The 13,732-nt window shown below is 71.0% G+C and carries 13 protein-coding genes; 10 read left to right on the top strand and 3 right to left on the bottom strand.

Translation table 11 applies throughout. The features are described 5' to 3' along the window. Positions 1 to 874 precede the first annotated feature (874 nt). A complete protein-coding gene (locus tag OG878_RS22045; protein ID WP_328888372.1) occupies positions 875 to 1,870 on the bottom strand; it encodes an ATP-binding protein in 996 nt (331 codons plus the stop codon). Positions 1,871 to 1,972: 102 nt separating this feature from the next. On the opposite strand from OG878_RS22045, the gene OG878_RS22050 reads away from it, so the two are divergent. Continuing rightward, positions 1,973 to 2,797 carry an oxidoreductase gene (locus tag OG878_RS22050; protein ID WP_328888373.1) on the top strand — a complete coding sequence of 275 codons (825 nt, stop codon included), beginning with the start codon at positions 1,973 to 1,975 and terminating at the stop codon, positions 2,795 to 2,797. A 627-nt stretch (positions 2,798 to 3,424) separates the two neighbouring features. Here the strand turns inward: OG878_RS22050 and OG878_RS22055 are convergent. Then, complete coding sequence (locus OG878_RS22055) at positions 3,425 to 4,264, bottom strand: HAD family hydrolase (RefSeq protein WP_328888374.1); 840 nt, start codon at positions 4,262 to 4,264, stop codon at positions 3,425 to 3,427. Positions 4,265 to 4,765: 501 nt separating this feature from the next. Here OG878_RS22055 and ssd point away from each other — a divergent pair. From ssd to OG878_RS22090, 7 genes are all read left to right on the top strand, one after another. Beyond that, entirely contained in the window at positions 4,766 to 5,881 is a 1,116-nt protein-coding gene (gene ssd, locus OG878_RS22060) for a septum site-determining protein Ssd (RefSeq protein WP_328888375.1), read from the top strand. Beyond that, positions 5,878 to 7,026: a TadA family conjugal transfer-associated ATPase gene (locus tag OG878_RS22065; RefSeq protein ID WP_328888376.1), complete on the top strand. Its 1,149-nt coding sequence runs from the start codon at positions 5,878 to 5,880 to the stop codon at positions 7,024 to 7,026. The genes ssd and OG878_RS22065 overlap by 4 nt, the downstream gene beginning before the upstream one ends. Continuing rightward, entirely contained in the window at positions 7,023 to 7,916 is an 894-nt protein-coding gene (locus tag OG878_RS22070; RefSeq protein WP_328888377.1) for a type II secretion system F family protein, read from the top strand. Before OG878_RS22065 ends, OG878_RS22070 begins: the two co-directional genes overlap by 4 nt. Beyond that, entirely contained in the window at positions 7,913 to 8,716 is an 804-nt protein-coding gene (locus tag OG878_RS22075) for a type II secretion system F family protein (RefSeq protein ID WP_328888378.1), read from the top strand. The genes OG878_RS22070 and OG878_RS22075 overlap by 4 nt, the downstream gene beginning before the upstream one ends. 58 nt (positions 8,717 to 8,774) lie before the next feature. Then, entirely contained in the window at positions 8,775 to 8,975 is a 201-nt protein-coding gene (locus OG878_RS22080) for a DUF4244 domain-containing protein (RefSeq protein ID WP_328888379.1), read from the top strand. Beyond that, positions 8,962 to 9,408 (top strand): TadE family type IV pilus minor pilin, encoded by a 447-nt coding sequence (locus OG878_RS22085; protein ID WP_443049143.1) that lies wholly within the window; start codon positions 8,962 to 8,964, stop codon positions 9,406 to 9,408. The genes OG878_RS22080 and OG878_RS22085 overlap by 14 nt, the downstream gene beginning before the upstream one ends. A 98-nt stretch (positions 9,409 to 9,506) precedes the next feature. Continuing rightward, positions 9,507 to 9,839 carry an Rv3654c family TadE-like protein gene (locus OG878_RS22090; RefSeq protein ID WP_443049144.1) on the top strand — a complete coding sequence of 111 codons (333 nt, stop codon included), beginning with the start codon at positions 9,507 to 9,509 and terminating at the stop codon, positions 9,837 to 9,839. Here the strand turns inward: OG878_RS22090 and OG878_RS22095 are convergent. Further along, positions 9,790 to 12,330: a DEAD/DEAH box helicase gene (locus OG878_RS22095; protein WP_328888380.1), complete on the bottom strand. Its 2,541-nt coding sequence runs from the start codon at positions 12,328 to 12,330 to the stop codon at positions 9,790 to 9,792. The two genes, OG878_RS22090 and OG878_RS22095, sit on opposite strands and share 50 nt — an antisense overlap. A 78-nt stretch (positions 12,331 to 12,408) precedes the next feature. Here OG878_RS22095 and OG878_RS22100 point away from each other — a divergent pair, with 78 nt between their 5' ends. Together OG878_RS22100 and OG878_RS22105 are read left to right on the top strand one after the other, a co-directional pair. Continuing rightward, complete coding sequence (locus tag OG878_RS22100) at positions 12,409 to 12,762, top strand: STAS domain-containing protein (RefSeq protein ID WP_003967428.1); 354 nt, start codon at positions 12,409 to 12,411, stop codon at positions 12,760 to 12,762. 321 nt (positions 12,763 to 13,083) lie between these two features. Further along, on the top strand, positions 13,084 to 13,557 hold the full coding sequence (locus tag OG878_RS22105) for an ATP-binding protein (RefSeq protein ID WP_328888381.1): 474 nt from the start codon (positions 13,084 to 13,086) through the stop codon (positions 13,555 to 13,557). The last annotated feature ends 175 nt before the right edge of the window (positions 13,558 to 13,732 follow it).

Consider the following 13,732-nt stretch of genomic DNA (forward strand, 5'->3'; position numbering starts at 1 on the left):
CGCGGTCGCGGAATGTGGGGGACGCGGCCGTGGGTCACGGCGTGCAGCGGCGGGATTTCTCAACGCTCAGTAAATGAATCGTAATGGAGAGTAAAGATTTGTGTCCATGATTCAGGTCAAATGGTCCATTCGATCACCCATTCAAGTGAATAAGGTGCTTTGCATATGAATTGTCGCCCTGATCCGCCGAGGGCCGCGTGATCTTGGTCGCGCCGTGTCGGTATTTTCCACGCAAACTACCTGAAGAGGGAGATGGCGGGCCGATGGTGGCTGCCACGAAGAGGATCACCCAGGGCGTCACGGCGTCACGGTCGTGGCTTGACGATGGGAGCGGCCGGCTGCTCGGGTTCCGGCTCGTCCTCTGCTTCGGGCGGGTTCGGTTCGGCTGTCGGCGCGGGCCGCGGTTCGGCCGCTGCTTCGGGTGGTACAGGGGTGGGCGCCGGGAGAGGGGCTGCCGGGCCGAGGCGGAACGCTCCCGGAGGTGCCGTCGAGAACGCTTTCCGGCTCCCGGCGATGGTTCCACCGCCGTCACCGGGAGCCGGCCCGAGCAGTCGCGGCCGAAGCGCCTGGCGCATGGTCAGAAGTCGCCGCAGTGCGTGGTGTTCTCCTGGGGCGGTGCGGGCGAGGACGGCTGGAAACCGTTCTCGCGCCTCCGTGGGGTCGGCAGGAAGTACCACGCGCACATGACGCACCGGGCGGCCTGCCTTCGACGGTCCTCCGGAACGGCCCACGCGCCCGGCGCGGCCGACGGGATGCCTGCGGAGCGCCGAGCCTTGCCGCCCGGCCGGTCGCCGAACTGAGGGCGACCGGCTGTCGGGGAGCAGGGGCGGGGTGGTCAAGCGGCAGGGGCGAGCGGTGAGGTGTTGCGACCCCCTCAGGCGGGCTGGGCGGCGCCGGAATGAGCGACCCGCTCGTCGAGCACGAAGGCGGGGTCGACCTGGGCAGCCAGATCGGTGCCCGTCTTTTCGTTGCCCCAGCTCGCGGCGTTCTTCAGATGGAAGTGGACCATCTGCCGCGTGTATCGCTCCCAGTCGCGCTGTTCGTACGAATCCTCTGCCGCGTTCTGCAGGGCCTGCAGAGCCATCCGGTTGTCCGCCTCCAGCAGCTCGAAGCGAGCCGGCCGGCCCTTCTCCATCGCCCGCACCCAGTCGGAGTGGCCGACGCTCACCAGCAGGTCGTCGCCGACCTCGGCCCGCAGGAAGTCCAGATCGTCCTGGCCCTGCACCTTGTTTCCGACGACCTTCAGGGCGACCCCGAAGTCCCGTGCGTACTCCTTGTACTGGCGGTAGACCGAGACGCCCTTGCGGGTCGGCTCGGCGACCAGGAACGTCATGTCGAAGCGGGTGAACATCCCGGACGCGAAGGAGTCCGAGCCCGCCGTCATGTCGACGACCACATACTCGTCGGGGCCGTCGACGAGATGGTTGAGGCAGAGCTCGACCGCGCCGACCTTGGAGTGGTAGCACGCCACCCCCAGATCCGATTCGGTGAACGGCCCGGTGGCCATCAATCGGATGTCCCCGTCGTCCAGGGCGACCGTGCGGGCACAGGCGTCGTAGACCGGGTTGTCCTCACGGACGCGCAGCAGCCGCGAGCCCTCGCCGGGCGGAGTCGTCTTGATCATCGTTTCGGTGGAGGCGATGCGGGGGTTGCTGCCCCGCAGGTAGTCCTTGATCAGGGGGAGGTGCGCACCCATGGCAGGCAGCACCGCCGCCTCCTCCTCGTCGAGGCCGAGCGCGGCCCCCAGGTGCTGGTTGATGTCGGCGTCCACCGCGACGACGTGGGCTTCATTGGCGGCAAGGTGGCGGATGAAGAGCGAGGACAGCGTGGTCTTGCCGCTGCCGCCCTTCCCCACGAAAGCGATCTTCATGTTCACCTAGGGTAGCCGCCCAACTGCGTTCCGCTGTCGAACTTCGTGAAGAAGGCCACTCCGGGGCGGTATGGGTGTAGGGGGCGCGTAGCCTCGCTACTTATGAGTACGCCTGCCCCAGATCCGCTTGCCACCCTGGGCGCCCTGCCGGGGGTCGCCGATGCGGTGGACTCCGTACGCAAGGCCGTCGACCGGGTCTACGGTCACCGCGTCATGCGGCGCCGCAGCAACGAGGTCACCGCGGAGGCGGCGCTGCGCGGCGCCCGCGGCTCCGCCGCACTCTCCGGCGCCGACTGGAATCTGGAGGAGGTGCGCCGACGTACCGACTTCAGTGGTGACAGTGAGTCGCAGGTGATCGGAGCGGCCCTCCGGCTCACCGCCGAAGCGGGCCAACTGCTCTCCATCTGGCGGCAGTCACCGCTGCGGGTTCTCGCCCGGCTGCATCTCGTGGCGGCCGGCGGAGCCGCGCCCGAGGACGCGGTCGGCCGCCCGCGACTGGCGGGCGAGCCGGTGGACGAGCCGCTGATCGAAGCGCCGCTGCCGGACGCGGACGAGGTCGCCGGGAGGCTGGAAGGTCTCTCCGGGCTGATCCTTGCGGGGAGCACGGCGCCCGCGCTGGTGACGGCTGCGGTCGTGCACGGCGAACTGCTCGCGCTGCGACCCTTCGGCTCGTGCAACGGGCTGGTCGCGCGGACCGCCGAGCGGATCGTGCTGATCGGGAGCGGGCTCGACCCGAAGTCGATCTGCCCCGCCGAGGTCGGCCATGCCGAGCAGGGGCGGGCGGCCTACCTCGCGGCGTTCGAGGGTTATGTGTCAGGGACGCCGCACGGCATGGCTGCCTGGATTGCGCACTGCGGGCGATCGGTGGAGCTGGGGGTCAGGGAGTCGACGGCGGTCTGTGAGGCGCTCCAGCGCGGCGCGGCCTAGCTGCCGTCGGGCGCGTTGCGCGTCAACTCTCGGGCTCGGCTGCCGATTTCACGCCTGATGAAAGGGTTGCGGCGGTACCGTCCTCGGTACCGCCGCTGGCACGTCCACCCAGTTACCATGCGTCCTCGATAATTGCCCATCAGGTCGGGAACTCAGCCCGTTCCCTGGTGCGGCTGGCCCGTAATCGACGGGTCGACGTCGCGTGGGTGCTCGGTTTTCATGCTTCGGTCCGTGGGGCCTTCTCTGCGTTACAGGTAATCCTTTCGGATGTCCTTGGTCTCGCGGGCCGTTGAGTCCTTTGTACTCCAGAGCCGGGGCAAGCGGTAGTGCTGGCCATATTCTTTACTTTTAGGTTCAAGTAGGGCAGGTCGGACAGGTTGGCCGGCCGCTGGGATCCGGTGGGCGGTGCAGCCGATCGACGCTCTGCGGGCCGCTGTCCGGGCCGCTGTCCGGGCCGCTGTCCGGAGGTGGGCTCCGGACAGCGGCCATGCACGGCGGGGCTCAGTGGGTGGGACCCCAGGGGCGAGTTCCGGAGGCGGAGTCCGGTATGTGCCGAGCCGTGGGTCCGGCGTTGCAAGGCTCGCAGGGCGCTGGTGTGGGTAGGCGTGTGGCTGCAGACGCGGGGTGTCAGGCGGGTGTTGCGGTCGCGCGTCGGCGCGATGTGTACCAGACCAGTCCCGCGGTGATGGCTGCCGCACCCACCGCTGCCGCGGCGACGAGCATCGGCCGGGGAGGGATGGAGAACGTGGGAAGCCGCTGCTTGAGTCGGACCGGTCGGTCGAAGACGAGAATCGGCCAATCCCGGAGCGTCGCTTCACGTCGCAGCGCACGGTCCGGGTTCACTGCGTGCGGGTGGCCGACGGACTCGAGCATCGGCACGTCGGTCGCGGAATCGCTGTAGGCGTAACAGCGTGAGAGGTCGTATCCCTCCGACAGGGCGAGCGTCCTGACGGCTTCGGCCTTCGTCGGCCCGTATGCGTAGTACTCCACCTCGCCGGTGAAACAGCCGTCGTCACCGACGACCATTCGGGTGGCGACGACCCGGTCGGCGCCCAGGAGCTCGCCGATCGGTTCGACGACCTCGGCGCCCGAGGTGGAAACGATGACCACATCGCGTCCGGCGGTGTGGTGCTCCTCGATGAGGGTCGCCGCCTCGTCGTAGATGATCGGGTCGATCAGGTCGTGCAGGGTCTCGGCGACGATCTCCTTCACCTGCTGGACGTTCCAGCCCTTGCAGAGTGCGGAGAGATATTCGCGCATCCGCTCCATCTGGTCGTGATCGGCGCCCCCGGCGAGGAACACGAACTGTGCGTACGCGGTGCGCAGTACGGCACGGCGGTTGATCAGTCCGCCTTGGTAGAAGGACTTGCTGAAGGTCAGAGTCGAAGACTTCGCAATGACCGTCTTGTCCAGGTCAAAGAAGGCTGCTGTGCGCGGCAAGGAGTGGTTTTCCACAAGGCAGAGCATAGGGGCCCACCATTCGGCGTAAACTCTGGCGCGTGGGTTTGCCTGAGAAGGCTCTCGGGTACACCATGGAAGTCACGGATCGTTCGCGACCGTGCTAACCCGGTCCGACTCCTCCCCCCCCGAGTCGGCCGTGGGGACGACCCCCGCTCTCCCCCCCGGCGGGGGTCGTCGCATGTCCGGATGCCTTTCTTGGGCTCGGAATCAAGCATTCTGCCTCCTTCTCGGCCGTGACGGCCCATTTTTCTGCGCTCTCGAACCACCGTGACTCGTCACAGTGTGTAACGGAAGGGCTGCTCTCCGGAAGTCGCTGGTTTGGGTGACGGAGATATTCACAACGGTGGAGTTGTCCACAGTTTTTGAGCAAGATCCACACGATTTTCCGAGGCGTTGCACGGTGATTCCACCCGCGAAGTCCGCGGGTTCCGGATATCGCCGATCTCGGAACGCTCCGAGATCACTGCGAAACCGTGGTGAAGGTGCAGTGAGAAGGGGGCGGAGACCGTGGCCGAATCCATCGCACGGGATCGTCTGCCGGCCGCCGAAGAGCGGCGCGGCGGACCGCTGATCGTGACCGAGGACGTGGAACTGCTCGACGATCTGCTGCGGCTGTGCGCGGCCGCCGGAGCGGAGCCGGAGGTCCACCACGCGCTGCCCGAGGGCAGAAGCGGCTGGGAGCAGGCCCCGATGGTCCTGGTCGGAGACGACGCGGCTGCGCGATGCCGTGGCGCCGCGCGCAGACCGGGCGTGATGCTCGTAGGACACGACCAGGACGCCCCGGACGTCTGGCGGCAGGCCGTGGAGATCGGGGCGGAATATGTGCTGCGGCTGCCCGATGCGGAGAGCTGGCTCGTCGATCAGATCGCCAATGCCGCGGAAGGCGTGGGCCGGCCCGCGCTCACCGTCGGGGTGATCGGCGGGCGGGGCGGCGCGGGAGCGTCGACGCTGGCCTGCGCGCTGGCCGTGACCGCGGCCAGAAGTGGGCGGCGGACCATGCTGATCGACGGCGATCCGCTGGGCGGCGGCATCGATGTGCTGCTCGGCGGCGAGCGGGCCGAGGGTATGAGGTGGCCGGATTTCGCCCATTCCAAAGGGCGGGTGGGCGGTGGCGCCCTGGAGGAGTCACTGCCCGCGCTGCACGGGCTGCGGGTGCTCAGCTGGGGCCGCGACGACTGGGTGGTCGTTCCGCCCCCGGCCATGGAGGCGGTGCTGGCGGCCGCGCGCAGGCTCGGTGGGGTGGTGGTCGTCGATCTGCCGCGCCGGGTCGACGAGTCGGTGGCCGAGGTGCTTGCCCAGCTGGACCTCGGACTGCTGGTGGTCCCCGGCGATCTGCGTGCGGTCGCCGCGGCGAAACGGGTGGCGTCGATGACCGCGATGGTCCTGGGCGACCTGCGGGTGGTGGCGCGCGGACCCTATGCGGCAGGGCTGGACGAGCACTGGGTGGCCCGTGCGCTGGGGCTGCCGCTCGCCGGTGAACTCCCGCTGGAGCCGGGGCTGCTGGCCGCCCAGGACGGTGGCCGGCCGCCCGGCGGCAGCGCCCGCGGCCCGCTGGCCCGATTCTGTACGGCGTTCTGGGAGCAGGCGCTCGCCGGAGGCGTCGCCGGGGGAGGTGCGTCATGACCGACGCGCTGCTCGACGCCGTGCGGCAGCGGCTGGCGCAGAGCGGCGCCGCTCCGACCCCGGCCGGGGTGGCGGCCGCGCTGCGCGCCCAGGGCAGGCTGCTCGGCGATGCCGAAGTGCTCGGCGCCGCAGAGGAGTTGCGTGGCGAGCTGGTCGGCACCGGGGTGCTGGAACCACTGCTCGCCGATCCCGCGGTGACGGACGTGCTGGTGTCCGCGCCGGATCGGGTGTGGGTGGACCGGGGCGGCGGGCTCGAACTCACCGGGGTGACCTTTCGGGATGCTCCGGCCGTGCGCAGGCTGGCGCAGCGGCTCGCGGCGGTGGCAGGCCGGCGGCTGGACGATGCCCGTCCCTGGGTGGACGCACGGCTGCCGGACGGGACCCGGATGCATGCGGTGCTGCCGCCGGTGTCCGTCGGCTCCACGTGTCTGTCGCTGCGGGTGGTGCGTCCCAGGGCCTTCTCGCTGGCTGAGCTGGTTGCGGCGGGAACCGTGCCGCCGGGTGGGGACCGGGTGCTGCGGGCGCTGGTGGAGGCCCGCGTCTCGTATCTGATCAGCGGCGGCACGGGTGCCGGGAAGACCACGTTGCTGTCGAGCCTGCTGGGCGCTGTCGGGGAGCGGGAGCGGATCGTCCTGGCCGAGGACTCGGCGGAGCTGCGGCCGGACCACCCGCATGTGGTGCGCCTGGAATCGCGCCCCGCCAACCAGGAGGGGGCGGGGCGGGTGACCCTGCAGGATCTGGTGCGCCAGGCGTTGCGGATGCGGCCGGACCGGCTGGTGGTGGGGGAGGTGCGCGGTTCCGAGGTGACGGTGCTGCTGGCCGCCCTGAACACGGGCCATGAGGGCGGCTGCGGCACGGTCCATGCGAACGCCGCCGAGCATGTCCCGGCCCGTCTTGAGGCACTCGGGACGGCGGCCGGTCTCGATCGGGTGGCGCTGCACAGCCAGTTGGCGGCCGCGCTGTCGGTGGTGGTCCATCTCGTACGCGACCGGGCCGGGCGGCGAAGAATCGCCGAGATGCATGTGCTGGAGCGGGATGCGGCCGGGCTCGTGGTGACGGTGCCGGCGCTGCGCTGGGGCACCGGCGGTTTCGTCCGGGAGCGGGGCTGGGATCGGCTGCGGTCGTTGATCGGAGGTGCACTGTGACCGGCGGGACGGCGGCGGGGGCGGCGGCCGGGGCACCGGGGTACGCGACGTATGCGCTGGCTGTGTGTGCGGGGGTGGCTGCCTGGTTGGCGGTGGGGCAGGACCAAGGGCTGCGGCGGGCCAGGGTGTTGTTCGTCGACGGGGTGGGTGAGCGGTCTTCGCGGAGCATCCGGGAGCGGGCCCTGGTGTGGTTCCGGGCGATGTTCCGGGGGCGGCGGGAGTGGTGCTGTCTGCCGGTGGCGCTCGTGGTCGCCGTGCTGGGGGAGTCGGTGCTGCCGGTGGTCGCGGGGGCGGTGGCGGTGCCGTTGGTACGGCGGTGGCTGCGTAAGCGGGCCGGCCGACGGGAACGGGAGCACCGGGCCGACGCGGTGGTGGCGCTGTGCGGTGCGGTGGTGGGTGAGCTGCGGGCCGGCCACGAGCCGGGGCAGGCGCTGCTGGTCGCTGTGCGCGGCACCGGAGTGTTGGGCGCCGCGGAGGCTGCGGTGTCGGCTGCCGCGCGGTTCGGTGGCGATGTACCGGCGGCGCTCGGGCAGGCGGCGCTTGAGCCTGGTCTGGAGGGGCTCGCCGGGGTGGCCGCGTGCTGGCGGGTGGCGGTGGACGGAGGGGCGGGGCTGGCGACCGGTCTGGACCGCTTGGAGGGAGCGTTGCGGGCCGAGCGGCGCCGGCGGGAGGAGCTCAGGGCGCAGTTGGCGGGGGCCTGGTCGACGGTGGCTGTGCTGGCGCTGCTGCCGGTGCTGGGTCTGGGGCTGGGGGCAGCGCTCGGCGCCGATCCGTTGCGGGTGCTCCTGCATGGTCCGGCCGGGCTGGCCTGTCTGGTGGTGGGCGGCTTGCTGGAGACGGCAGGTCTCCTGTGGGCCGGCCGCATCGTAGGGGCGGGGGAGGCGCCATGAGCGGGGTCACCGGCGATGTGGTGGACCTTGTCCACCGGATGGGGCTGCTGGGGGTGGGGTTGGGCGCGGCCGCAATTCCGGCTCTCGCCCTGGCCGGGCGGAGGCGGGAGGGGGCGGTGCGCCGTCGGGGTGCGTTGCTGCTGGCGGTCGGCCCCGGGAGGTCGCGGTTCAGGCGGCCGGTGTCCGGGGGCCGGGCCGGGGAGCTGGCGGCGCCGCTGGGCGCTGTGGTGGCCGGCTGGATTCTCGTCGGCGGTCCGTGGGGGTGCGCTGCCGGACTGGCTGCGGCGTACGGCACGTGGCGGTGGCAGCGGACGAGGCGTGGGCGCCGGCTCGCCGTGCCCACCGCGGAAGTGGCGGGGACCGTACGGCAGCTCCCCCTGGCAGCCGACCTGCTGGCGGCCTGCATCTCGGCCGGGGCCGGGCCGCGCGAGGCGGCGGAAGCGGTGGGGGAGTCGCTCGGCGGTCCGGTCGGCGAGCGGCTGGCGCGGACGGCGGCGGAGATCCGGCTGGGCGGTGAACCAGCCGTGTCCTGGGGGAGGTTCGGCGACATACCGGGCGCCTGCGCGCTGGCCCGCTGCCTGGAACGGGCGGGCTCGACCGGGGCTCCGGCAGCGGAACCGGTCTCCCGCCTGGCAGAGGCGATGCGGGCGGAACGGTCGACTGCGGCTGTGACGCGCGCACAGCGGGCCGGCGTGCTGATCACGGCACCGGTGGGGCTCTGCTTTCTGCCCGCCTTCCTGGCGGTCGGGGTGGCGCCCGTGGTCATCGGTCTGGCGACCGGATTGCTGCACACGGGGTGAGACAAAAGCTGCCGTAAATGTTTATTCGGTTCAAACAGAACAATTCTCGGGGGTTGAAATGGCACAGCGAATCAGGGGCTGGATGCGGGGCATGGCGCGCCGAACCCGCTCGGACCGTGGGATGACGACGTCCGAATATGCGGTGGGGACGATCGCGGCCTGCGCATTCGCGGCGGTGCTCTACAAAGTGGTCACCAGTGCGCCCGTGATGACGGCGCTGCAGTCCCTTCTCAAGGACGCGCTCGATGCGAAGTTCTGAGAGGCGGCGCTCCGGGAGCCGGGGCGGGACCGGTACGGGCAAGGACGGCGCGGGCAAGGACGGCGTGGGCAAGGACGGCGTGGAAGGCCGTGACCGGGGGTCGGTGACGGCGGAGGCGGCCATGGTGATTCCCGTGCTGCTGTTGTTCGCCCTGGCCCTGGTCTGGGCGCTGATGGCCGCCGCCGCGCAGATCCGGTGTGTGGATGCGGCGAGAACCGGGGCACGGGCGGCGGCCCGCTCCGAACCGGAGGCGCAGGTACTGGCAGTCGCCCGTTCGGCGGCGCCGGACCGGGCGCGGGTGGATCTGGAACGGGCCGGGGAGCTCTGGCGGGTACGGGTCGACGCACAGGCGCCGGGACTCGGCCCACTCACCCTGACGCTGAGCGCGCAGGCGGCAGCGCTGGCCGAGGACACGGTGGGGGTGGAGCCGTGACGCGGAAAGGGGCCGGTGCGGAGCCGGCGGCTCCGCGGCGTGCCTGGCGGATGTGGTGCGTGCGGCGGCACCGTCGGTGCGGGGAACGGGACCGTGGTGTGGCGACTGTCTGGGTGGCGATGACCACGGCGACGCTGTGTGCGGTCTTCGCGGTCGTACTCGCGCTCGGACAGGCGGTGGCCGCCCGGCATCGGGCCGGCGGGGCGGCCGACCTGGCGGCCCTGGCAGCGGCCGACCGGGCGTTGCAGGGGATGGCAGCGGCGTGCCGGGCGGCCGAGGAGGTGGCCACGGCGCAGGGGGCGGTGGTGGTGCGGTGCGCTGTGCAGGGGGAGATCGCCGATGTGACGGCCCGGGCGAGGTTCGGGCCCTACGCGCCGGTGGTCAGGTCCCGGGCGGGCCCTCCGGGGGCCGCTGCGCTGCCGGGCCCGTAGGGGATCGCTGCGGTTCCGTCGGGTTCGCCGGCTCCCCCGGGTCCGGCGGGGCGGAGCGGAGGAGTTCGCCGAGGAGGCGTACGGCTCCTCGTTTGTGCAGTGGATCGTTGCCGTTGCCGCACTTGGGGGACTGGATGCAGGACGGGCAGCCCGCCTCGCACTCGCAGGACGCGATGGCCTGGCGGGTGGCGGTGAGCCAGCCTCGGGCGGTGCGGAAGGCACGCTCGGCGAATCCGGCTCCGCCGGGATGGCCGTCGTACACGAAGACCGTGGGCAGCAGGGTGTCCGGATGGAGAGGCACGGAGACGCCGCCGATGTCCCAGCGGTCGCAGGTGGCGAAGAGCGGCAGCATCCCGATGGATGCGTGCTCGGCGGCATGGAGGGCGCCGCCCAGGATCTCCGGGTTGATGCGGGCGGCGTCCAGCTGGTCCTGGGTGACCGTCCACCACACGGCGCGGGTGCGCAGCGTACGGGGCGGCAGGTCCAGTTTGGTCTCGCCCAGGACTTCGCCGGTGATCAGTTTGCGACGCAGGAAGGAGACGACCTGGTTGGTGACTTCCACGGAGCCGTAGCAGAGCCGCCCGTCACCCCACGGGATCTCCGTGTCCGTCTCCAGAACGGCGATGGAGGTGGTGTCGCGGGCGGTCGTCGAGTACGGCGGGTCGGCCTGCTCGACCAGGGCCACCGAGTCCTCCAGGTCCAGTTTCCGGACCAGATAGGACAGGCCCTGGTGGAGGTGGACGGCTCCGTCGTGGACGGCGGTGTGCGCGGCCGATTCGTCGACGGTGCCCAGCAGCCGGCCGGTTCCCTCCTCGACGATCTGGACCGGGCGGCCTCCCTCGCCTCGGATGTCGGTGAGGTCGGCGGCCCGCTCGCGGCGGGTCCAGTGCCAGCCGGACGCCCGCTTGCGCAGCAGCTTCGCGGCCTCCAGCTGCGGCAGCAGCTCGGCCACGGCGGGCCCGAACAGCTCCAGATCGGTCTCGGTGAGCGGAAGCTCCTCGGCGGCCGCGCACAGATGGGGGGCGAGAACGTACGGGTTGTCCGGGTCGAGGACGGTCGACTCCACAGGTTGCTGGAACAGTGCCTCGGGGTGGTGGACGAGGAAGGTGTCCAGCGGGTCGTCGCGGGCCACCAGGATGGCCAGGGCACCCTGCCCGGCGCGTCCGGCCCGGCCGGCCTGCTGCCACAGGGAGGCCCTGGTGCCGGGGTAGCCGGCGATGACGACGGCATCCAGGCCCGAGACGTCGATGCCGAGCTCGAGGGCGGTGGTGGCGGCCAGGCCCAGCAGCCGGCCGGAGTGCAGGGCGCGCTCCAGGGCGCGGCGTTCCTCGGGGAGGTATCCCCCGCGGTAGGCGGCGACCCGGGCGGGCAGCGAGCGGTCCACCTCGGCGAGACGTTCCTTGGCGATCACGGAGACGAGCTCGGCGCCGCGCCGGGAGCGCACGAAGGCGACGGAGCGGACGCCCTGGACGGTCAGATCGGTGAGCAGGTCGGCGGTCTCTGCGGTGGCGGTACGGCGTACGGGGGCGCCCTTCTCGCCGTGCAGTTCGGTCAGCGGCGGCTCCCACAGGGCGAAGACCATCTCGCCGCGGGGGGAGGCGTCGTCGGCGACCTCCCTGACCGGCAGGCCGGTGAGCCGGCCCGCGGCGACCGAGGGCTGCGCCGCGGTGGCCGAGGCGAGCAGGAAGACCGGATCGGCCCCGTAGCGGGCGCACAGGCGGCGCAGCCGACGTACCACCTGGGCGACATGGGAGCCGAACACGCCGCGATAGGTGTGGCACTCGTCGATGACGACGAAGCGCAGGGCGCGCAGGAAGGAGGACCAGCGGGGGTGGGACGGGAGGATCCCTCGGTGCAGCATGTCTGGGTTGGTCAGGACGTAGTTGGCGTACTGGCGTACCCACTCGCGTTCCTCGACCGGGGTGTCGCCGTCGTAGACCGCGGGCCTGATCCCGTTGGCGAGCGGTGCCGCGAGCTCCTTCACCGAACGACGCTGATCGGCGGCGAGGGCCTTGGTGGGGGCGAGATACAGGGCGGTCGTGCCACGGCCGTTGGGGGCCTCCGAGCCGTCGAGCAGGACGCTGAGGACCGGGGCCAGGTAGGCGAGCGACTTGCCGGAGGCGGTTCCGGTGGCGATCACGACGGACTCGCCGTCCATTGCGTGCTCTGCGGCGGCCGCCTGGTGCGCCCACGGGTGGTCGATTCCGGCTTTCCGGATGGCTGCGATCACTTCTGGCCGGATGCGATCCGGCCAGATGGCATGGGTTCCCGTGCGCGGGGGCAAGTGCTCCGTATGAGTGATGCGCGCGGACCGGCTTGCGCCTGCGGCGAGCCGGTGGAGGACCATGGCGGGAGAGGGGCGGGAGTCCCCGCTCTCGGGTGGTCGACTGGGGCGGTGATTCTTGGCCATCGGCAACGAGTGTGTCACCGCCGTGACGGACAATGGTCCCAAGGCGTCGTGCATGGCTGCTGGTAAGTGATTGAATGCCATCGCGGCTGGCGATCCGTCCCCTGGCTCCGTCGGGGAGACCGAGGGGCGACCGCTCGATAGCAAGGTGCTGGAGGATCCGTGGACCTGTCCTTGTCGACTCGCAATGTGTCCGGCCCTGGTGGCGACCGTACGGTCGTCGAGGTCGGTGGCGAGATTGATGTGTATACCGCGCCCAAGCTGCGCGAGCAGTTGGTCGAGTTGGTGAATGACGGCAGCTACCACTTGGTTGTCGACATGGAAGGTGTCGACTTTCTCGACTCCACCGGCCTCGGCGTGCTCGTGGGCGGCCTGAAGCGTGTCCGAGCCCATGAGGGCTCGCTGCGCCTGGTCTGCAACCAGGAGCGCATTCTCAAGATCTTCCGGATCACCGGTCTGACCAAGGTGTTCCCGATTCACACCACGGTCGACGAGGCTGTCGCGGCCACCGACTGAGGTCGGTCCGCGGCCGGATCGGTCGAAGGCCGGTCCGGCAGGCAGCCCGTTCGGCAGTCAGGCAGCCCGTTCGGCGGACAGCCGGACAGAAAGTCTGTTCGGTGGTCAACCGGTTCGGTGGAACGTCGGTTCGTTGAATCGTCGGTTCGCCGGGCCGGGCCATCGGCTCCCGGCGGCCGGACCGGACGGACGGTCGGCTGCACGCTGCCGACTGCCGGAGCCGGAGGGGCGGTACTCCACCGGCTTCCGGAGGAAGAGCAGGGTACCGGGCGGCACGCCCGGGCCCCTGAGATGCACGCCCGTATGTCTGAGGGGGATCGCATGGCCACCGTTGAACTCCGCTTCAGCGCCCAGCCCGAGCACGTCAGGACGGCCCGCCTCGTGGCAGCCGCCGTGGCACGCCGGGCCGGGGTCGACGAAGCAGTGCTCGACGAGGTCCGACTCGCCGTCGGTGAGGCCTGCAGCCGTGCCGTGGGGCTGCACCGCAGTCATGGGATCACCGCTCCGATCCGGGTCGTCCTGACCGAGGAGGAGAAGTCCTTCTCCATCGAGGTCGGCGACGAGGTGCCCGGCCCGGGGGGCGGAGCAGGATCCGATGCGGAGCCCGGGACACGCGGCGCCACGCCCGGCGGTGGGCGCGACGAGCCGGAATCCGAGGCGGACGCGGACGGCGAGGACGAGATGGGCCTCGCGGTCATCAGCGGTCTCGTCGATGATGTGGAAGTCAGATCGGCGGCCGATGGCGGAGTGATCCGGATGAGCTGGCCGAAGACGCCCACACCTGCGGTTTCCTGAGGCGCCACAGGCGCGACGGGGTATCGGACCGTACCGGCCCGCCCGGCCCCGATCACCTGATCCATTCTTTGAGGCCCTGCTGAGCAGGGCCTTTTTCATTTCTGCTTGATCAATGATCTACGGATAATGCGCCTGGCCCCTTACTGCATTCGGCTGAATCCGAGAACGCGATCAT

Origin of the sequence: Streptomyces sp. NBC_00316 (assembly GCF_036158715.1) — a bacterium.
GTDB lineage: Bacteria > Actinomycetota > Actinomycetes > Streptomycetales > Streptomycetaceae > Streptomyces.

Coding starts and splice junctions, on each gene's coding strand:
- OG878_RS22105 (WP_328888381.1), top strand. CDS start 13,084: ATGGCCACCGTTGAACTCCGCTTCAGCGCCCAGCCCGAGCACGTCAGG.
- OG878_RS22045 (WP_328888372.1), bottom strand. CDS start 1,870: ATGAAGATCGCTTTCGTGGGGAAGGGCGGCAGCGGCAAGACCACGCTG.
- OG878_RS22075 (WP_328888378.1), top strand. CDS start 7,913: ATGAGCGGGGTCACCGGCGATGTGGTGGACCTTGTCCACCGGATGGGG.
- OG878_RS22065 (WP_328888376.1), top strand. CDS start 5,878: ATGACCGACGCGCTGCTCGACGCCGTGCGGCAGCGGCTGGCGCAGAGC.
- OG878_RS22080 (WP_328888379.1), top strand. CDS start 8,775: ATGGCACAGCGAATCAGGGGCTGGATGCGGGGCATGGCGCGCCGAACC.
- OG878_RS22095 (WP_328888380.1), bottom strand. CDS start 12,330: ATGGCATTCAATCACTTACCAGCAGCCATGCACGACGCCTTGGGACCA.
- OG878_RS22085 (WP_443049143.1), top strand. CDS start 8,962: ATGCGAAGTTCTGAGAGGCGGCGCTCCGGGAGCCGGGGCGGGACCGGT.
- OG878_RS22050 (WP_328888373.1), top strand. CDS start 1,973: ATGAGTACGCCTGCCCCAGATCCGCTTGCCACCCTGGGCGCCCTGCCG.
- OG878_RS22055 (WP_328888374.1), bottom strand. CDS start 4,264: ATGCTCTGCCTTGTGGAAAACCACTCCTTGCCGCGCACAGCAGCCTTC.